Source organism: Curvibacter lanceolatus ATCC 14669, assembly GCF_000381265.1.
In the GTDB taxonomy this organism is placed as follows: domain Bacteria; phylum Pseudomonadota; class Gammaproteobacteria; order Burkholderiales; family Burkholderiaceae_C; genus Curvibacter; species Curvibacter lanceolatus.
Window position 1 is genome coordinate 129404 of sequence record NZ_KB906260.1, and the last position, 15970, is coordinate 145373.

At 67.6% G+C, this 15970-nt stretch carries 16 protein-coding genes and 1 pseudogene; 9 read left to right on the forward strand and 8 right to left on the reverse strand.

Annotated features, from left to right (window positions below; translation table 11 throughout):
• Positions 1 to 44: 44 nt before the first annotated feature.
• The 8 genes from F624_RS0115670 to ssuE all read right to left on the reverse strand — a co-directional run bounded on the left by F624_RS0115670 (position 45) and on the right by ssuE (position 6889).
• Positions 45 to 710: a methionine ABC transporter permease gene (locus F624_RS0115670; protein WP_019575272.1), complete on the reverse strand. Its 666-nt coding sequence runs from the start codon at positions 708 to 710 to the stop codon at positions 45 to 47.
• Positions 703 to 1743 carry a methionine ABC transporter ATP-binding protein gene (locus F624_RS0115675; protein ID WP_019575273.1) on the reverse strand — a complete coding sequence of 347 codons (1041 nt, stop codon included), beginning with the start codon at positions 1741 to 1743 and terminating at the stop codon, positions 703 to 705. The genes F624_RS0115670 and F624_RS0115675 overlap by 8 nt, the downstream gene beginning before the upstream one ends.
• A 185-nt stretch (positions 1744 to 1928) precedes the next feature.
• On the reverse strand, positions 1929 to 2756 hold the full coding sequence (locus F624_RS0115680; RefSeq protein WP_051107427.1) for an ATP-binding cassette domain-containing protein: 828 nt from the start codon (positions 2754 to 2756) through the stop codon (positions 1929 to 1931).
• A 48-nt stretch (positions 2757 to 2804) separates the two neighbouring features.
• Positions 2805 to 3710 (reverse strand): aliphatic sulfonate ABC transporter permease SsuC, encoded by a 906-nt coding sequence (ssuC, locus tag F624_RS0115685; protein WP_019575275.1) that lies wholly within the window; start codon positions 3708 to 3710, stop codon positions 2805 to 2807.
• Between the two features lie 27 nt (positions 3711 to 3737).
• Positions 3738 to 4910, reverse strand: coding sequence for an FMNH2-dependent alkanesulfonate monooxygenase (ssuD, locus tag F624_RS0115690; RefSeq protein WP_019575276.1), 1173 nt, complete (start codon positions 4908 to 4910; stop codon positions 3738 to 3740).
• A 42-nt stretch (positions 4911 to 4952) separates the two neighbouring features.
• Positions 4953 to 5192, reverse strand: a complete 240-nt coding sequence (locus F624_RS34895; RefSeq protein ID WP_157443485.1) for a hypothetical protein — start codon at positions 5190 to 5192, stop codon at positions 4953 to 4955.
• Between the two features lie 39 nt (positions 5193 to 5231).
• Positions 5232 to 6200 carry a sulfonate ABC transporter substrate-binding protein gene (locus F624_RS0115695; protein WP_019575277.1) on the reverse strand — a complete coding sequence of 323 codons (969 nt, stop codon included), beginning with the start codon at positions 6198 to 6200 and terminating at the stop codon, positions 5232 to 5234.
• Positions 6201 to 6301: 101 nt separating this feature from the next.
• On the reverse strand, positions 6302 to 6889 hold the full coding sequence (gene ssuE, locus F624_RS0115700; RefSeq protein WP_031255189.1) for an NADPH-dependent FMN reductase: 588 nt from the start codon (positions 6887 to 6889) through the stop codon (positions 6302 to 6304).
• 253 nt (positions 6890 to 7142) lie between these two features.
• On the opposite strand from ssuE, the gene F624_RS0115705 reads away from it, so the two are divergent.
• From F624_RS0115705 to fdxA, 9 genes and pseudogenes are all read left to right on the forward strand, one after another.
• The gene (locus F624_RS0115705) at positions 7143 to 7415 is read left to right on the forward strand and encodes an oxidative damage protection protein (protein ID WP_019575279.1); all 273 of its coding nucleotides are present in this window, start codon (positions 7143 to 7145) and stop codon (positions 7413 to 7415) included.
• 77 nt (positions 7416 to 7492) lie between these two features.
• Complete coding sequence (gene mnmC1 / locus F624_RS0115710; protein WP_019575280.1) at positions 7493 to 9229, forward strand: FAD-dependent 5-carboxymethylaminomethyl-2-thiouridine(34) oxidoreductase MnmC1; 1737 nt, start codon at positions 7493 to 7495, stop codon at positions 9227 to 9229.
• 139 nt (positions 9230 to 9368) lie between these two features.
• Complete coding sequence (locus F624_RS0115715; protein ID WP_019575281.1) at positions 9369 to 10160, forward strand: sulfite exporter TauE/SafE family protein; 792 nt, start codon at positions 9369 to 9371, stop codon at positions 10158 to 10160.
• A 21-nt stretch (positions 10161 to 10181) separates the two neighbouring features.
• Positions 10182 to 11969: a nitrite/sulfite reductase gene (locus F624_RS0115720; protein WP_019575282.1), complete on the forward strand. Its 1788-nt coding sequence runs from the start codon at positions 10182 to 10184 to the stop codon at positions 11967 to 11969.
• A gap of 24 nt (positions 11970 to 11993) precedes the next feature.
• Positions 11994 to 12377: a DUF934 domain-containing protein gene (locus F624_RS0115725; RefSeq protein ID WP_019575283.1), complete on the forward strand. Its 384-nt coding sequence runs from the start codon at positions 11994 to 11996 to the stop codon at positions 12375 to 12377.
• 44 nt (positions 12378 to 12421) lie between these two features.
• On the forward strand, positions 12422 to 13189 hold the full coding sequence (locus F624_RS0115730; RefSeq protein ID WP_019575284.1) for a phosphoadenylyl-sulfate reductase: 768 nt from the start codon (positions 12422 to 12424) through the stop codon (positions 13187 to 13189).
• Positions 13189 to 14160, forward strand: coding sequence for a sulfate adenylyltransferase subunit CysD (gene cysD / locus F624_RS0115735; protein WP_031255192.1), 972 nt, complete (start codon positions 13189 to 13191; stop codon positions 14158 to 14160). The genes F624_RS0115730 and cysD overlap by 1 nt, the downstream gene beginning before the upstream one ends.
• Positions 14160 to 15474 (forward strand): annotated as a pseudogene (locus tag F624_RS32565) (sulfate adenylyltransferase subunit 1). Before cysD ends, F624_RS32565 begins: the two are co-directional and overlap by 1 nt.
• A 148-nt stretch (positions 15475 to 15622) precedes the next feature.
• Positions 15623 to 15952 (forward strand): ferredoxin FdxA, encoded by a 330-nt coding sequence (gene fdxA, locus F624_RS0115745; RefSeq protein WP_031255193.1) that lies wholly within the window; start codon positions 15623 to 15625, stop codon positions 15950 to 15952.
• Positions 15953 to 15970 lie beyond the last annotated feature (18 nt).

Sequence of the window (15970 nt, forward strand, 5' to 3'; positions counted from 1 at the left end):
AAGAGGAGGTCGAGAGGGGTGCTGTCAGCACCCCAGGGGGTTCATCAACGGTGGGCCAGGCGGCGCACCAGCCAGTCGCCGATGCTTTGCAGCGCCTGCACGAAAACGATCAGCACCAGCACCACCACGGCCATCACCTCGGGCAAAAAGCGCTGGTAGCCGTAGCGGATGCCCAGGTCGCCCAGGCCACCACCACCAATGGCACCCGCCATGGCCGAGTAGCCGGTCAGGCTGACCAGGGTGATGGTGATGCCGGCCACGATGCCCGGCAGGGCCTCGGGCAGCAGCACCTTGAACACGATCTGGCGCGTGCTGGCGCCCATGGCCTGGGCGGCCTCGATCAGGCCGCCATCCACCTCGCGCAGCGAGGCCTCGATCAGCCGGGCCGCAAACGGGGCGGCGGCCAGCGTCAGGGGCACCACGGCGGCCGCGGTGCCGATGGACGAGCCCGTCAGCAAGCGGGTCAACGGAATCACGGCCACCAGCAGGATGATGAAGGGGGTGGAACGCACCGCGTTCACCACCGTGCCCACCAGGCGGTTGGTCCAGCGGTTCTCCAGCACCCCGCCGGCATCGGTCAGGCGCAGGTACACGCCCAGGGGCAGGCCGATCAAGGTGCCCAGCAGGCCCGAGATGCCCACCATCAGCACCGTCTCCCAGAATGAATCGAGCATGAGCTGCAGCAGCTCGGCGGTGAAGCGGTCAAACATGGCTCAGCTCCTCCACCTGCAGGCCGGCGAGGCGCCAGTGCGCCACCGCCTCGGCCACCCGGCCGGACGGGCCGCGCGCCAGCAGCGACAGTGAGCCGAAGGGCTCGCCATGCACCTCATCGACCTGGCCGTGCACGATGCTCAGGTCCAGATCGAAACGGCGCACCGCTTCGGACAGGATGGGGCGCTCGCCCTCGGCGCCGGCAAACACCAGGCGCAGCAGACGGGCGCTGTGATCGGGGTCGGCCGCCAGCTGGGCGCGCACCCGCTCACGCACCGCCTCGGGCAGGGCCTGGGGCACCACGTCTTCGATCAGGCTGCGGGTCAGCGCCTGCTGGGGTTGGCTGAACACCTGCAGCACCGGGCCGCTTTCGATGATGCGGCCCGCATCGATCACGGCCACCCGGTCGGCCACCTGCTTGATCACCTGCATCTGGTGCGTGATCAGCACGATGGTCAGGCCCAGCTCGCGGTTGATGTCGCGCAGCAGGCCCAGGATGGAGCGGGTGGTTTCGGGGTCGAGCGCCGAGGTGGCCTCGTCCGACAGCAGCACTTTGGGCTGGCTGGCCAGGGCCCGGGCAATGCCCACACGCTGCTTTTGCCCACCGCTGAGCTGCGACGGAGAGCGCTCGCTGAAGGCCGCCAGGCCGACCAGCTCCAAAAGGGGTGACACACGTTCGCGGATGCGGCGCGCATCCCAGCCCGCCAGTTCCAGCGGCAGGGCCACGTTGTCGAACACCGTGCGTGACGAGAGCAGGTTGAAGTGCTGGAAGATCATGCCGATGTCGCGCCGGGCCTCGCGCAGCTCGGCGTCGTTGAGCGCCAGCAGATCGCGCCCGGCCACCTTGACGCTGCCGCGCACCGGGCGGTTCAGCAGGTTGATGGTGCGCACCAGCGAGCTTTTGCCCGCGCCACTGCGCCCGATGATGCCGAACACCTCGCCGGCCGCGATGCGCAGGTCGATGCCGCGCAAGGCCTCCACCGGGCCTTGTGGGCCGGGGTAGGTCTGGTAGATACCTTCTAAATCGATCATGAAACCCTGTTCAACGGTCTGTCGCCCCGACGGGAGGCCGGAGGAAGGCGTCGAATTTAAGGGTTAACCCGCTGATCGCTAAATATTATTTAATTACGTCATCAAAACCAGGGTTTATATAACGCAATCGATCTGAGGGGCTGAAAAGGCAACGCGCAACGCCCCCCTGCCCCGGCTGTTCGGGTTCAGACCGCCCAACGCAGCCCATGCGCCGGCACACCCGGCCACTGGGGGTCGGCCGCTTCCGGCTCGGCGGCCTCGTGTTGCAACACCCGGTCAAGGATGCGCTTTTCGAGCGCCGCAAAGGCAGCGTCACCACGCGACCGCGGGCGCGCCAGGGGCACGCGCTCGTCCAGGGCGATGGCACCGTCTTCGATCAGGATCACGCGGTCGGCCAAGGCCACGGCCTCTTGCACATCGTGGGTGACCAGCAGGGCCGTGAAGCCGTGGCGGCGCCACAGGCCTTCGATCAGCTCATGCATCTCGATGCGGGTCAGGGCATCCAGGGCGCCCAGCGGTTCATCCAGCAGCAGCAGGCGCGGCTGGTGCACCAGGGCCCGGGCCAGGGCCACTCGCTGACGCTGCCCGCCCGACAGACGCGCCGGCCACTCGTTGGCCCGCTCGGCCAGGCCGACCTGGGCCAGCACGGCTTCGGCGCGCGGGCGTTGTTCTGGCGGCAGGCCCAGGGCCACGTTGTCGAGCACGCGCTTCCAGGGCAGCAGGCGCGAGTCCTGGAACATGATGCGGGTGTCGGGGTTGAGGCCGTTGACGGCCCGGCCGTCGATGTCCAACTGGCCACGGGTGGCCGACTCCAGGCCGGCCACCAGGCGCAGCAAGGTGCTCTTGCCGCAGCCGCTGCGGCCCACGATGGCGACAAACTCGCCGGGTTCGATGTTCAGGTCGGCCTGGCGCAGCACTTCGCGCTCGCCGTAGCGCTTGGTCAGGCCGCGCAGCTTGAGGCGCACGCCGCCGGAAGAGGTGTTGGAAGAGATTTTGGAGGGAGCGGTGCTCATGTCAGCCATCCTGGGGGGTGAATCAGTCGATCAATCAAGGCGGCGCAATCAGGCGCTCTTCTGGTAGCCGGGGTGCCAGCGCAGCCAGTAGCGCTCCAGCCCCTTGGCGAACAGGTCGGCCAGCTTGCCCAGCAAGGCATACAGCAGGATGCCCACCAGCACGATGTCGGTCTGCAGGAACTCGCGGGCGTTCATGGTCAGGTAGCCAATGCCGGCCTGGGCCGAAATGGTCTCGGCCACGATCAGGATCACCCACATCAGGCCCAGCGAGAAGCGCAGCCCCACCAGGATCGAGGACATGGCCCCGGGCAGCACGATCTGCCGGTACAGGGCCCAACGGCCCAGGCCGTAGGTGCGCCCCATCTCGATCAGGCCCGGGTCCACATTGCGGATGCCATGGAAGGTGTTGAGGTAGATCGGGAAGAACACCGACACCGCGATCAGGAACAGCTTGGCCGTTTCATCGATGCCGAACCACAGGATCACCAGCGGGATCAGCGCCAGGGCGGGGATGTTGCGCACCATCTGCAACGTGGAGTCGAGCAGGGTCTCGGCCCAGCGCACCGAACCGGTCAACAGGCCCAGCAGCAGGCCCAGCCCGCCACCGATGGCCAGGCCGAGCAAGGCCCGGCCGGCACTGACCTTGACGTGGGTCCAGAGCTCGCCCGAGGCGGTCAGCGTCCAGGCCGCCTTCAGCACATCGAGCGGGGCCGGCAGCACCCGGGTGGAGATCCAGCCCTGGGCTGAGGCGATCTGCCAGCCCACGATCAGGGCCACCGGCACCAGCCAGGGCAGCAGGCGCTGGCCCAGCTGGCGACTCACTTGGCGGCCCAGGCGCAGCAGCGCGGCCAGCACCGGGGCACCGGACTGGCCGGCGTTCAGAAAGCCCAGGCCGGGCGCATCAAAGGCCTCGGGCAGAGGGGCTGCATTCAGTTCACGTGCAGGGGAAGTCATGTCAGTCACCTTGGTTCAGTCAACGGCTCAGCTGGCCGAGGCCTGCGGCACATACAGATTGCCCACCACCTCGCCACGCGGCCCGCCCGCCAGAGGGGCGGCCACGGCCTCGCGCAGGCGCTGCGGCAGCAGCGGAAACACCAGTTCGGCAAAACGGTAGGCCTCTTCGAGGTGCGGGTAACCCGACAGCACGAAGTTCTCCAGGCCCAGGTCGGCGTACTCCTGGATGCGGTCGGCCACCTGCTGGGGGCTGCCCACCAGGGCCGTGCCGGCGCCACCACGCACCAGGCCCACACCGGCCCACAGGTTGGGGCTGATTTCGAGCGCAGCGCGGCTGCGGCCTTCGGCCGTGGCCGGGTTCTTGTGCAACTCGGCCATGCGGCGCTGGCCGGCCGAATCCATGCGGGCGAACACGGCCTGGGCCCGGGCCACCGTGGTGTCGTCGACATGGCTGATCAGCGAATCGGCGGCGGCCCAGGCCTCGGCCTCGGTTTCACGCACGATCACGTGCAGGCGGATGCCGAACTTCACTTCGCGGCCATGGCGGGCGGCACGGGCCCGCACGTCGGCCACCTTCTTGGCCACTTCGGCCGGGGGCTCGCCCCAGGTCAGGTAGGTGTCGGTCTGTGAGGCAGCCAACTCGTGCCCGGCCTCGGACGAACCGCCAAAGTAGATCGGCGGGTAAGGCTGTTGCAGCGGCGGGTACAGCAGGCGCGCACCGTTCACGCGCAGGTGCTTGCCCGTGTAGTCAAAAGTCTGGTCGCCATGGCTGCGGGTCAGGATCTCGCGCCAGATGTGGATGAACTCGGCCGATTGTTCATAGCGCTCGGCATGGTTCAGGTACACCCCGTCCCCTTCCAGTTCAACCTGGTCGCCACCGGTGACCAGGTTGATGAGCAGGCGCCCGCCCGAGAGCCGGTCAAACGTGGCGGCCATGCGCGCCGCCAGCGCCGGCTGGTGCAAGCCCGGGCGAACCGCCACCAGGAACTTCAGGCGGCGTGTCACCGGGATCAGGCTGGAAGCAATCACCCAGGGGTCTTCGCAAGAACGGCCGGTGGGGATCAGCACCCCCTCGTAGCCCAGGCTGTCGGCCGCACGGCCCACCTGCTGGATGTAATCAAGACTGACCTCGCGGGCGCCTTTTTGCGTGCCCAGGTAGCGGCTGTCGCCGTGGGTGGGAATGAACCAGAAAATCTTCATGGGGTAACTCCAGGGGGTGAGTGAAGCGGCGCTCTGGGGCGCCTACCAGGCCAGACCGGGCAAAGGCCAATGCGAGGCTGCGCCGGTGGACCACAGGGTCGGGGTCTGCAAGCGCTCGTGGCTGCGCCGACGCCGCCGTGACAACAGGGCTTGCGGGGCGCGCCGGCGCAGCAGCCGTCCGCCCTCCTGCACCGGCGGGGGCAAGCCCCAGTCGGCGGCAGTGACACACAACACACGCCAGGCTCGGGAAGTGGTATCGGTATCGGACAGGTCTGCGCTCATGGAAACGCCTTTCGGATCAGGGAATGGTTCGCCTTGGCCTCACAGGTCCACCGGTGCGGCGTGCAGCAGGTTGAGCTTGCGCGGGATCAGCTTGAGGTCGAAGAAGGTGTCGGCAATCGACTGCTGCTCGGCCAGGATGTCGCGGGTGACGGGTGCGGCGCCGTAGGCCACCCGGTTCAGGAACAGCTCGGTGATGCTCTTGTCCAGACCCAGCACGGCCGACAGCTCCACCGCAGCGGCGGGCTTGTTCTTCGAGATCCACTGTTCGATGGTGTTGATCTCTTCGATCGCGATGCGCAGCACATCGGTGTGGCGGGTGGCGAAGTCGCGCGAGGTGAAGTAGTAGGCCCGGTTGTTCACCACGCCCTTGGCGTCGGCCAGCAGGCGGGCGTCCAGCGTCTTCTGGGCCGCGGCCAAGAAGGGGTCCCAGATCACCCAGGCGTCGACGGCGCCCTTCTCGAACGCGGCGCGGGCGTCGGGCGGTGCCAGGAACACCGACTGCACGTCGCTGTATTTCAGGCCGTGCTTCTCCAGCAGCTTGACCAGGAAGTACTGCACATTCGAGCCCTTGTTGTAGGCCACGCGCTTGCCTTTGAGGTCGGCCACGCTGCGGATGGGCGAATCCTTGGGCACCACCACGGCCTCGACACCCGGGCGCGGCACGGTGGCGCCAGCATAGACCAGCGGCGCGCCGGCGGCCTGGGCAAAGATCGGCGGGGCTTCGCCCACGTCACCGAAGTCGATCGAGCCCACGTTGAGGGCTTCGAGCTGCACCGGACCGGCATTGAATTCGGTCCAGCTCACGCTGATGCCCAGCGGAGTGAGGCGCTTTTCCAGCGTGCCACGGGCCTTGAGCAGCGACAGCCAACCCTTCTGGTGGCCGATGCGGAACACCTTGTCGGACTTTTGCGCCCAGGACGGCAGCGAGGCCGCCGAGCCGGCCAGGGCCAGTGCGGCCGCGAGGGCCTGACGGCGGTTGGCGGAGAAGGGAGAGAAGGAAGAGCTCATTTTTTTCTTTCAATGCTTGGATTCGGTCGAGACCGGCGCCTGCGGCGGCCGGTGCGGGTCAGAAAAGCGTCCAGGCGCAGCCGCCGGCAACGCTCTGGGCCTCAAACGCTGCAGCGCACCTGGGCAAAAGGAATGGCCTCGAAATCGGCATGGGCGCTGCTGCGCTCATAGGCTTCGGCCAGCAGCAGGCCCACGGCGTCATCGAGGCGGTCGGAGATCTCGGGGTTGACCTGGTAGGCCCCTTCAGGCGTCACCGTGATCTGGGCATCCGTGGCATACACGCCGGGCAGGATGTGACGCGCGGCCAGCGACTGCAGCACCGGGCGCAGCGTGTAGTCCAGCGCCAGCATGTGGTGCGGACTGCCACCGGTGGCCAGGGGCAACACGGTCTTGCCCTTGAGGGCCGTCTGCGGCAGCAGATCAAGAAACACTTTCAACAACCCGCTGTACGCGGCCTTGTAAACCGGCGTGGCCACCACGATGGCCGAAGCCTGGGCCACCTGCTCGGCCGCGGCCGCGATGCTGGCCTCGGACACATCGGCCAGCAGCAGCGCGCGCGGCGTCAGGTCGCGCACCAGCACACTGCCCACCTGGGCACCACGACGCTGCAGGCGATGGCCCACGCTGTCCAGCAAGGCCTGGGATCGGGAACGGGCCGACGGGCTGCCGGCAATCAATAAAACAGACATGGGGTTCTTTGCAGCGGGGGTTGAAGTTGGGCTCGATTCTGGAAACACCTGCTTCAAACTCAAACGCATAAGAAATCATTTATTTATCTGATTTCCGTTGGCTGATGCAGCGCAAAGCCCGCGTTCACACAGAACACCCCCGGTCTAAGGGGACAGGCATCCGATGGGATAATCGGCGCCGACTGCGGGGCAGCCTCTGGCACCGCCCCGCCAACACCCCACCTGAACCGAACACCGCAACAAGGATCCCCACATGGCACGCATGGTCAACTGCATCAAGCTCGGCAAGGAAGCCGAAGGCCTCGACTTCCCGCCCTACCCCGGTGAACTGGGCAAGCGCCTGTGGGAAAACGTGAGCAAGGAAGCCTGGGCCGCCTGGCTCAAGCAGCAGACCATGCTGGTGAATGAAAACCGCCTGAACCTGGCCGATGCCCGCGCCCGCCAGTACCTGGCACGCCAGATGGAAGGCCATTTCTTCGGCGGCGGCGCCGACGTGGCCCAGGGCTACGTGCCCCCTTCGGCCTGAGGACCTGCGCCATTTCCGGCCGCTTCCACCTTCCCGCCGACGAGGCCATCGCCTGGCGTGGCCAGGCCCGCTGGGTCGTGCTGCAGACGGGCTTTGGCCTGGGCGAGGCCTTTCTGGCCCGCTGGCAGGCCTGGCGGCAGGACCTCGAGCGCCCTGCCCGCTTGCAGGTGGTGGCCATCGAGCCCCGGCCCGTCGCGTTGGCGGCCCTGCAGCAGCACCTGGCCAGCACAGGTGACAGCAGCGCCCAGGCGCAGCAGCTGTGTGCTCAGTGGTGGGGCCTGGCGCCCGGTTTTCACCGCCTGGGCTTTGAAGGGGGCCAGGTTGAACTGACCCTGTGTGTGGGCGAGCTGCCGGACACGCTGCGCGAATTGCAGCTGGAGGCCGACAGCGTCTGGCTCAGTGCCCCCTCCTCTTTCCCTTCCCTCTCGCCCCCCTTCGTTTGGGACGAGGGCCTGCTCAAGGCCCTGGCCCGGCTGTGCCGGCGCGGCAGCAGGCTGACGAGCGACACCGACACGCCAGCACTGCGCGAGGGGCTTGGCCGACTGGGCTTTGCACTGCAGGCCAACACCTCTTGGTTGCAAGCCACATACCAGCCCGCTTGGGAGCCACGCCGTGCACCGCCTTTGGTGACGGCGTGGCCGCAGGGCGCAGCCCGCGAGGCCGTGGTCATTGGCGGCGGCCTGTCGGGCCTGGGCACGGCCCATGCGCTGGCCCGGCGTGGCTGGCAGGTGACGGTGCTGGACGCCTGCGCCGAGCCGGCCGGCGGGGCTTCGGGCCTGCCCGCGGGCCTGTTCTCGCCGCACGTGTCGCCCGATGACAACCGCATTTCCCGCCTGACCCGCACCGGCCTGCGCATCACCCGACAAACCGCTCAGGCCTTGTTGGACGAGCAGCAGGATTGGGCCCCCAGCGGCGTGCTGGAGCACCGCGTGCACGGCAAGGCCGGCCCGCGCCTGGATGCCGACGGCGAAGCCACCGGCAGCGAAGAAGCCAGCGCCGCCTTGAAACGGGCCGCGGGGCTGAGCCCTGAGGCCCCGGCCACCTGGCACCGCCATGCCGGCTGGGTGCGCCCGGCCCGCCTGGTGCAGGCCCTGCTGGCCGCCCCTGTGCCGGGCCACATCACCTGGCAGGGCCGCTGCCGCGTGGCCAGCCTGCAACAGCAGGGCCCCGCCGGGCCCTGGCAAGCCCTCGATGCAGCGGGCCAACTGCTGGCCCAGGCTTCCTTGATGGTGGTGGCGGCCGGGCCGGGCAGCCGCGACCTGGCCAGCCCCCAGGTGCCCCTGCAGGCCCTGCGTGGCCAATTGACCAGTGCACCCCAGGCCGACAGCGACCGCCTGCCCCCCCTGCCGGTGAATGGCCAGGGCAGCCTGATCCCGCACCTGCCGGGCAACACCGGACCCAGCTGGCACACGGGCTCAACCTTTGACCGCGGGCACCCGCCGCAGCCTGCGGGCGAGACCACGCCGTGCAAGCCCGAAGACCACGTGACCAACCTGAGCAAACTGGCCACCTTGCTGCCCGCCACCGCCGCCAGCCTGGGCGATCCCACCGAGCGGTTGCAGGCCTGGGCCGGCATCCGCTGCACCTCGCCCGACCGCCTGCCCCTGGTCGGCCCGGTGGACCCGGCCCGGCGCCCGGGCCTGTGGCTGTGCACCGCCTTGGGCACGCGCGGGCTCACCTGGGGCCTGCTGTGCGGCGAGTTGCTGGCCGCTGAGGTGATGGGCGACCCCTTGCCCGTGCCCTTGTCGCAGGCCCGGGCCCTGCTGGCCAGCCGCCCGGCCCCGGGGCGCCAACCCCCTGCAAGCGACGAGTAAAAGGCACGGATTCTTTATCCGGATTGCCCCCACGATCGCCCGCCAGGCCGCATGGAACAAGGCGCATAAGCTTATCCGCATAAAGCGCGAACTAAAAAATCGTTTGTCTCTATAAGGGCCCTCACCACAATACCGCCCCATGCAAGAATTGGCTTTTATCGTGGCGGGGTTGGCGGTGGGTCTGGTCGTGGGCCTGACCGGGGTGGGCGGCGGCTCGCTGATGACGCCGATACTGATTTTTTTCTTCGGCATGAAGCCGCACCTGGCCATCGGCACCGATCTGCTGTTTGCGGCCGGCACCAAGTTCAGCGGCTCGGTCAAGCTGGCGCGCAGCCGCACCATCGACTGGCCGGTGGTGCTGCACATGGCCTATGGCAGCGTTCCGGCCTCGCTGATCACGCTTTACCTGCTGGACCACTTCGGCGCCACCAGCCCGGCCGTGCAGCATGCCATGACAACGACGCTGGGTGTGGCCCTGCTGCTGACCGCCGTGGCCACGCTGTACAAGGCCTTGTTCGGCAAGACCCAGGGCAGCCACGCCTCGGGCCCCCAATTGAAGGACCCGGCCCGACCGCTGCACCCGGCCTTGCCCGTGCTGTTCGGCGCGGTGATCGGCTGCTTGGTAACATTGACGTCCGTGGGCGCTGGCGCCATCGGTGTGCTGGTGCTGATGCTGGTGTACCCGGCGCTGCCGCTGCAGCGCATCGTGGCCGCCGACATCGCCCACGCGGTGCCGCTGACCCTGGTGGCTGGCCTCGGCCATGCAGGCCTGGGCACGGTCGACTGGCTGCTGCTGGCCAAGCTGCTGGCGGGGTCCATCCCCGGCATCTGGATCGGCTCCCACCTGAACCACAAATTGCCCGAGCGTTTCATCCGCTCTGTTCTCTCGCTGCTGCTGGCCTATGCCGGCAGCAAACTGATTGCCCTCTGAAAACCAAGAAGTTAACCCACGATGTACCAATACACCGACTTCGACAAGCAGTTCGTCAAGCTGCGCGCTGCCCAGCACCGTGACCAGCTCGAACGCTGGCAGGCCGGCAAGCTGGCCGACGAAGAGTTCCGCCCCTTGCGCCTGCAAAACGGCTGGTACGTCCAGCGCTACGCCCCCATGCTGCGCGTGGCCGTGCCCTATGGCGAACTCTCCAGCGCTCAGCTGCGCGTGCTGGCCACCATCGCCCGCGAATACGACGAACCCGAAGCCGGCGTGTACGCCGAGGCCCTGAAGATCCAGGGCGCCATGGGCTCCACCCACCTGCCCACCCATTACGCCCACTTCACCACGCGCCAGAACGTCCAGTTCAACTGGATCCCGCTGGCCAAGTCGGCCGACGTGATGGACCTGCTGGCCAGCGTGAACATGCACGGCATCCAGACCAGCGGCAATTGCATCCGCAACATCACCAGCGACGAGCGCGCCGGCATTGCCGTGGACGAAGTGGCCGACCCGCGCGCCTTCGCCGAGATCCTGCGCCAGTGGAGCACGCTGCACCCCGAGTTCGCCTTCCTGCCGCGCAAGTTCAAGATCGCCATCATCGGCGCCAGCGAAGACCGCGCCGCCACGGCCTGGCATGACGTGGGCCTGCATGTGATCAAGAACGAAGCCGGCGAGATCGGCTTTCGCGTGCTGGTGGGTGGCGGCATGGGCCGCACCCCGATCCCGGGCACCGTGATCCGCGAGTTCCTGCCCTGGAACCAGATCATGAACTACCTCGAAGCCGTGGTGCGGGTCTACAACCGCTACGGCCGCCGCGACAACATGTACAAGGCGCGCATCAAGATCCTGGTGAAGGCCGAGGGCCAGCGCTATTTCGATGACGTGGAAGCCGAGTTCAAGCAGATCGTCGAGCACGACGGTGGCGCCCACACCATCCCTCAGGCCGAATACGACCGCGTGGCCGCCTCCTTCGTGCCCCCCAGCCTGGCCGACCGCCCGGTGGTGAGCGCCGAAGCCGTGGACAGCCAGTTGCGCCACGCCGCCGATGCCGACCCCCTGTTTGCCCGCTGGCTGGCGCGCAACGTGGCTCCGCACAAGAACCCGGCGCTGCGCGCCGTGACCCTGTCGTTCAAGCGCCGCGGCCAGGCCCCTGGCGACGCCGACGCCGACCAGCTCGACACCCTGGCCGGTCTGGTGGACCGTTTCAGCGCCGGCGAGGCCCGCGTCACGCACGACCAGAACGTGTTGCTGCCCTGGGTTTCGGCCAGCGAACTGCATGCGCTGTACACCGCTGCGCGTGCAGCCGGTTTTGCCAGCCCCAATGTGCACCTGCTGACCGACATGATCGCCTGCCCGGGTGGCGACTTCTGCGCCCTGGCCAATGCCCGCTCGATCCCGGTGGCCGAGGCCATCACCGAGCGCTACCAGGACCTGGACGAGCTCGACGACCTGGGTGAGATCGACCTGCACATCAGCGGTTGCATCAACTCCTGCGGCCACCACCACACCGGCCACATCGGCATCCTGGGCGTCGACAAGGACGGCAAAGAGTGGTACCAGGTGACCCTGGGCGGCTCGGATGGCTCCGACCTGAGCGGCGCCGCCGTGCCCGGCAAGGTGGTGGGCCCCTCGTTCTCGGCGGCGGAAGTGCCGGAGGTGATCGAGGCCGTGCTCAACACCTACCGCGACCTGCGCGCCAATGGCGAAACTTTCATCGCCACGCTGCGCCGCGTGGGCCATGACCCGTTCAAGGCGGCCGCCAACGCCGCCCGCGCCGTACCGGCCCACGCCCCCGTGGCCGCCTGAGCTCCAACACCACCGATTCAGACCATGAAGATCATCGAAGCCAAAGACCATACCAGCGCTGAAGGCCAGGCCGGCGTGCTGGTGCTGGACAACACCGTCGACCCGCAAACCCTGTCGCTGGACGGCGTGACCCGCGTCGACCTGAACTTTCCGAAGTTCACCGACGGCCGCGCCTACAGCCAGGCCTACCTGCTGCGCCGCCGCCTGGGTTTTGCCGGCGAGATCCGCGCCACCGGTGATGTGCTGATCGACCAGCTGGTGCAGATGAGCCGCAGCGGCTTTGACGTGGCCGTGTTGCGCGCCGGCGTGGACATCGCCGACGCCCAGCGCCAGTTCGACCGCTTCTCGGGCTTCTACCAGGCCGACGCGGTGAACACCCGCCCGCTGTTCGCGCGTCAGACCGCCTGAGCCCCCCGGCATTCACACTCCTCAAAACAAAGCCCCCCGCGATCATGAGTGCCATTTCCCTCTACGCCCACACCGCCTCGAAAGACTTCGAGGCCAAGGTGCAGGCCAGCATCGCGCTGCTGCAGCGCGCCGTGGCCGAGTACACGCCCATCACCCAGGCCTCCAGCCTGGGGGTGGAAGACATGGTGATCACCGAGCTGCTGCACCAGGCCGGCGTGCTGAAGGCCGACGGCGTGAGCGTCTTCGTGCTGGACACCGGCAAGCTGCATGCCGAAACCCTGGCCCTGATCGGCCGGATCGAGGCGCGTTACGGCAACACCGTCGACGTCTACCGCCCTGACAGTGCCGCGGCAGACGCCTTTGTGGCTGCCAACGGCGACGACGCGATGTACAAAAGCATCGAGCTGCGCAAGGCCTGCTGCGACATCCGCAAGATGGTGCCCCTGGCCCAGGCCCTGGAGGGCAAGAAAGCCTGGATCACCGGCCTGCGCCGCGAGCAATCGAATGCCCGCGCCGAGGTGCCGGACATCGACACCAGCGGTGAGCGTGCCAAGGTCAACCCGCTGGCCAACTGGACGCTGGGCGACGTGTGGCGCTTCATCGAGTTGAATGCCGTGCCCTACAACCCGTTGCACGACCAGTTCTTTCCGAGCATCGGCTGCGCCCCCTGCACCCGTGCCGTCACCCTGGGCGAGGACTTCCGCTCGGGCCGCTGGTGGTGGGAGCAGGAATCTGCCAAGGAGTGTGGCCTGCACGTTGCCAAGGATGACGATGCACCGGCCTCCAGCATCATCCCCATCCGCGCCGCCTGATGAACACCCGAACCGATCCCCAATTGCTTGAGCCTCAGAACATGACCGTCAACGGCACCCAGAACCTCAGCCACCTCAGCAACGCCCACCTGGACGCGCTGGAAGAGGAAACCATCTTCATCCTGCGCGAGGTGGCCGCCGCCTTCGAACGCCCCGCCCTGCTGTTCTCGGGCGGCAAGGATTCGCTGGTGATGCTCAAATGCGCCGAAAAGGCCTTTGGCGCCGGCCGCATCCCCTACCCGCTGCTGATGATCGACACCGGCCACAACTTCCCCGAAGTGACGGATTTCCGCGATTTCCGGGCCCAGGAACTGGGCGCCGAGCTGATCGTGCGCAACGTGGAAGACTCGATGAAGCGCGGCACCGTGCGCCTGGCCCACCCGGGCGAGTCGCGCAACGTGCACCAGTCGGTCACACTGCTCGAAGCGATTGAAGAGTTCCGCTTCGACGCCCTGATCGGCGGCGCGCGCCGTGACGAGGAGAAGGCCCGCGCCAAGGAGCGCATCTTCTCGCACCGCGACAGCTTCGGCCAATGGCAGCCCAAGGCCCAGCGCCCCGAGCTGTGGACCCTGTTCAACACCCGCCTGGCCCCGGGGGAGCACTTCCGGGTGTTCCCGATCAGCAACTGGACCGAGCTGGACGTGTGGCAGTACATCGACCGCGAGCAGATCGCCCTGCCCTCGCTGTACTACACCCACCAGCGCCCGGTGGTGGACCGCCGCGGCCTGCTGGTGCCAGTGACCGAACTGACCCCCGCCAAGGACGGCGAAGAGGTGCAGTTGCGCGACGTGCGCTTCCGCACCGTGGGCGACATCACCTGCACCTGCCCGGTGGAGAGCACGGCGGCCACCCCGGCCGACATCGTGATCGAAACCCTGGCCGCCGATGTGAGCGAACGCGGCGCCACCCGCATGGACGACAAGACCTCTGACGCCTCGATGGAAAAACGCAAGAAGGACGGTTACTTCTGATGAGCACGACTGAATTGAACACCTCTCCCGCCACCGTGCCTGCTGCCCAAAGCACCGAACTGCGCGCCGCCCTGCGTTTCATCACCTGCGGCTCGGTGGACGACGGCAAGAGCACCTTGATCGGGCGCCTGCTGGTGGACAGCAAGGCCGTGCTGCAGGACCACCTGGCCGGCGTGCAGCGCCAGGGCGAAACCGACCTGGCCCTGCTGACCGACGGCCTGTCGGCCGAGCGCGAGCAAGGCATCACCATCGACGTGGCCTACCGCTACTTCGCCACCGAAAGCCGCAAGTTCATCATCGGTGACGCCCCCGGCCACGAGCAGTACACCCGCAACATGGTGACCGCAGCCAGCAGCGCCGATGCCGCCGTGGTGCTGGTCGATGCCACCAAGCTGGACTGGAAAAACCCCGATCTTGAATTGCTGGTGCAGACCCGCCGCCATTCGCTGCTGGTCAACCTGCTGCGGGTCACCTCGCTGGTGTTTGCCGTGAACAAGCTCGACGCGGTGGAAGACCCCACGCTGGCCTACCAGCACATCAGCGCCGCCCTGAGCAAGTTTGCCTCGGCCGCCGGCATTGCCGTGCGCGCCACCATCCCGGTCTCGGCCCTCAAGGGCTGGAACGTGGTGGACGCCCAGCCCGGCTGGTGCGGCTACCAGGGTCAAAGCCTGCTGCAGTTGCTGGAGCAGTTGCCCGTCACCCACGCCGATGTCGAGCAGCCCTTTGCCTTCCCGGTGCAGTGGGTGGAGAAGTTCTCGTCGTCGTCCGACACCAGCCAGGGCCGCCGCGTGTTCTGGGGCCGCGTGGCCGCCGGCAGCGTGAAGCCCGGCCAGGCCATCACCGTGCTGCCCAGCGGGCAGAGCGCCACCGTGGCCCAGGTGCTGGACCACGCCCGCCGCCCGAGCGACATCGAGGCCGGTCACAGCGCCGGCATCGTGCTCGACCGCGAGGTGGATGTGTCGCGTGGCGACTGGCTGCTGGCCCCGGGCCAGATCGAAGCCCAGCGCAGCCTGAAGGCCACCGTGTCGTGGCTGGATGATGAACCGCTGGTGCCAGGCCGCGTCTACTGGGCGCTGCATGGTCACCGCTGGGTCAAGGCCAAGGTGAGCCGCATCGTGCACAAGCTCGACATCAACACCCTGGCCGAAGAAGACGCCACCGAGTTGCCCCCCCAACAGCATCGGGCACATCGAGCTGGCGCTGCAGGAGGCCGTGGCCACCCTGCCCTTTGCCCAGGCGCGGGCCCTGGGGTCCCTGATCCTGGTGGACACCGCCAGCAACAAAACCGCTGCGGCCGTGCTGGTCAACGCCTGATACGACGCAAAAAATTAGCCCCTGAAACCGGCCTGTGGGCCCCACAGGCCGGCAGGGCTTGCGAAAGTCCCTAAAATCCAGGGTTTTTCCGAATGCTGAGCCGATTGGCGGCAGCATCCGGGATGCCCACCACCGAACAGAGCCCCTCATGACTCACGTCGTTACCGAAAACTGCATCAAGTGCAAATTCACCGATTGCGTGGATGTGTGCCCCGTGGACTGCTTCCGCGAAGGCCCCAACATGCTCGTCATCGACCCGGACGAGTGCATCGACTGCGCCGTCTGCATCCCTGAGTGCCCGGCCAACGCCATCTTTGCCGAAGAAGACACCCCTTCGGACCAACTCGCCTTCATCAAGCTCAATGCCGAACTGGCCCTGGCGGATGGCTGGAAGAGCATCACCAAGCGCAAGCCGGCCCTGCCGGACGCCGACGCCTGGAACAACAAGCCCGGCAAGCTCGCTGAACTGATCCGCTGATCTGGCGGGGCCCTGGCC

Excerpts from the sequence above, each read along its gene's own strand:
- ssuE (WP_031255189.1), bottom strand. The coding sequence starts at position 6,889 with ATGTCTGTTTTATTGATTGCCGGCAGCCCGTCGGCCCGTTCCCGATCC.
- F624_RS0115705 (WP_019575279.1), top strand. The coding sequence starts at position 7,143 with ATGGCACGCATGGTCAACTGCATCAAGCTCGGCAAGGAAGCCGAAGGC.
- cysD (WP_031255192.1), top strand. The coding sequence starts at position 13,189 with ATGAACACCCGAACCGATCCCCAATTGCTTGAGCCTCAGAACATGACC.
- F624_RS0115670 (WP_019575272.1), bottom strand. The coding sequence starts at position 710 with ATGTTTGACCGCTTCACCGCCGAGCTGCTGCAGCTCATGCTCGATTCA.
- F624_RS0115675 (WP_019575273.1), bottom strand. The coding sequence starts at position 1,743 with ATGATCGATTTAGAAGGTATCTACCAGACCTACCCCGGCCCACAAGGC.
- fdxA (WP_031255193.1), top strand. The coding sequence starts at position 15,623 with ATGACTCACGTCGTTACCGAAAACTGCATCAAGTGCAAATTCACCGAT.
- F624_RS0115720 (WP_019575282.1), top strand. The coding sequence starts at position 10,182 with ATGTACCAATACACCGACTTCGACAAGCAGTTCGTCAAGCTGCGCGCT.
- F624_RS0115715 (WP_019575281.1), top strand. The coding sequence starts at position 9,369 with ATGCAAGAATTGGCTTTTATCGTGGCGGGGTTGGCGGTGGGTCTGGTC.
- F624_RS34895 (WP_157443485.1), bottom strand. The coding sequence starts at position 5,192 with ATGAGCGCAGACCTGTCCGATACCGATACCACTTCCCGAGCCTGGCGT.
- F624_RS0115725 (WP_019575283.1), top strand. The coding sequence starts at position 11,994 with ATGAAGATCATCGAAGCCAAAGACCATACCAGCGCTGAAGGCCAGGCC.
- F624_RS0115695 (WP_019575277.1), bottom strand. The coding sequence starts at position 6,200 with ATGAGCTCTTCCTTCTCTCCCTTCTCCGCCAACCGCCGTCAGGCCCTC.
- F624_RS0115680 (WP_051107427.1), bottom strand. The coding sequence starts at position 2,756 with ATGAGCACCGCTCCCTCCAAAATCTCTTCCAACACCTCTTCCGGCGGC.
- ssuD (WP_019575276.1), bottom strand. The coding sequence starts at position 4,910 with ATGAAGATTTTCTGGTTCATTCCCACCCACGGCGACAGCCGCTACCTG.
- ssuC (WP_019575275.1), bottom strand. The coding sequence starts at position 3,710 with ATGACTTCCCCTGCACGTGAACTGAATGCAGCCCCTCTGCCCGAGGCC.
- F624_RS0115730 (WP_019575284.1), top strand. The coding sequence starts at position 12,422 with ATGAGTGCCATTTCCCTCTACGCCCACACCGCCTCGAAAGACTTCGAG.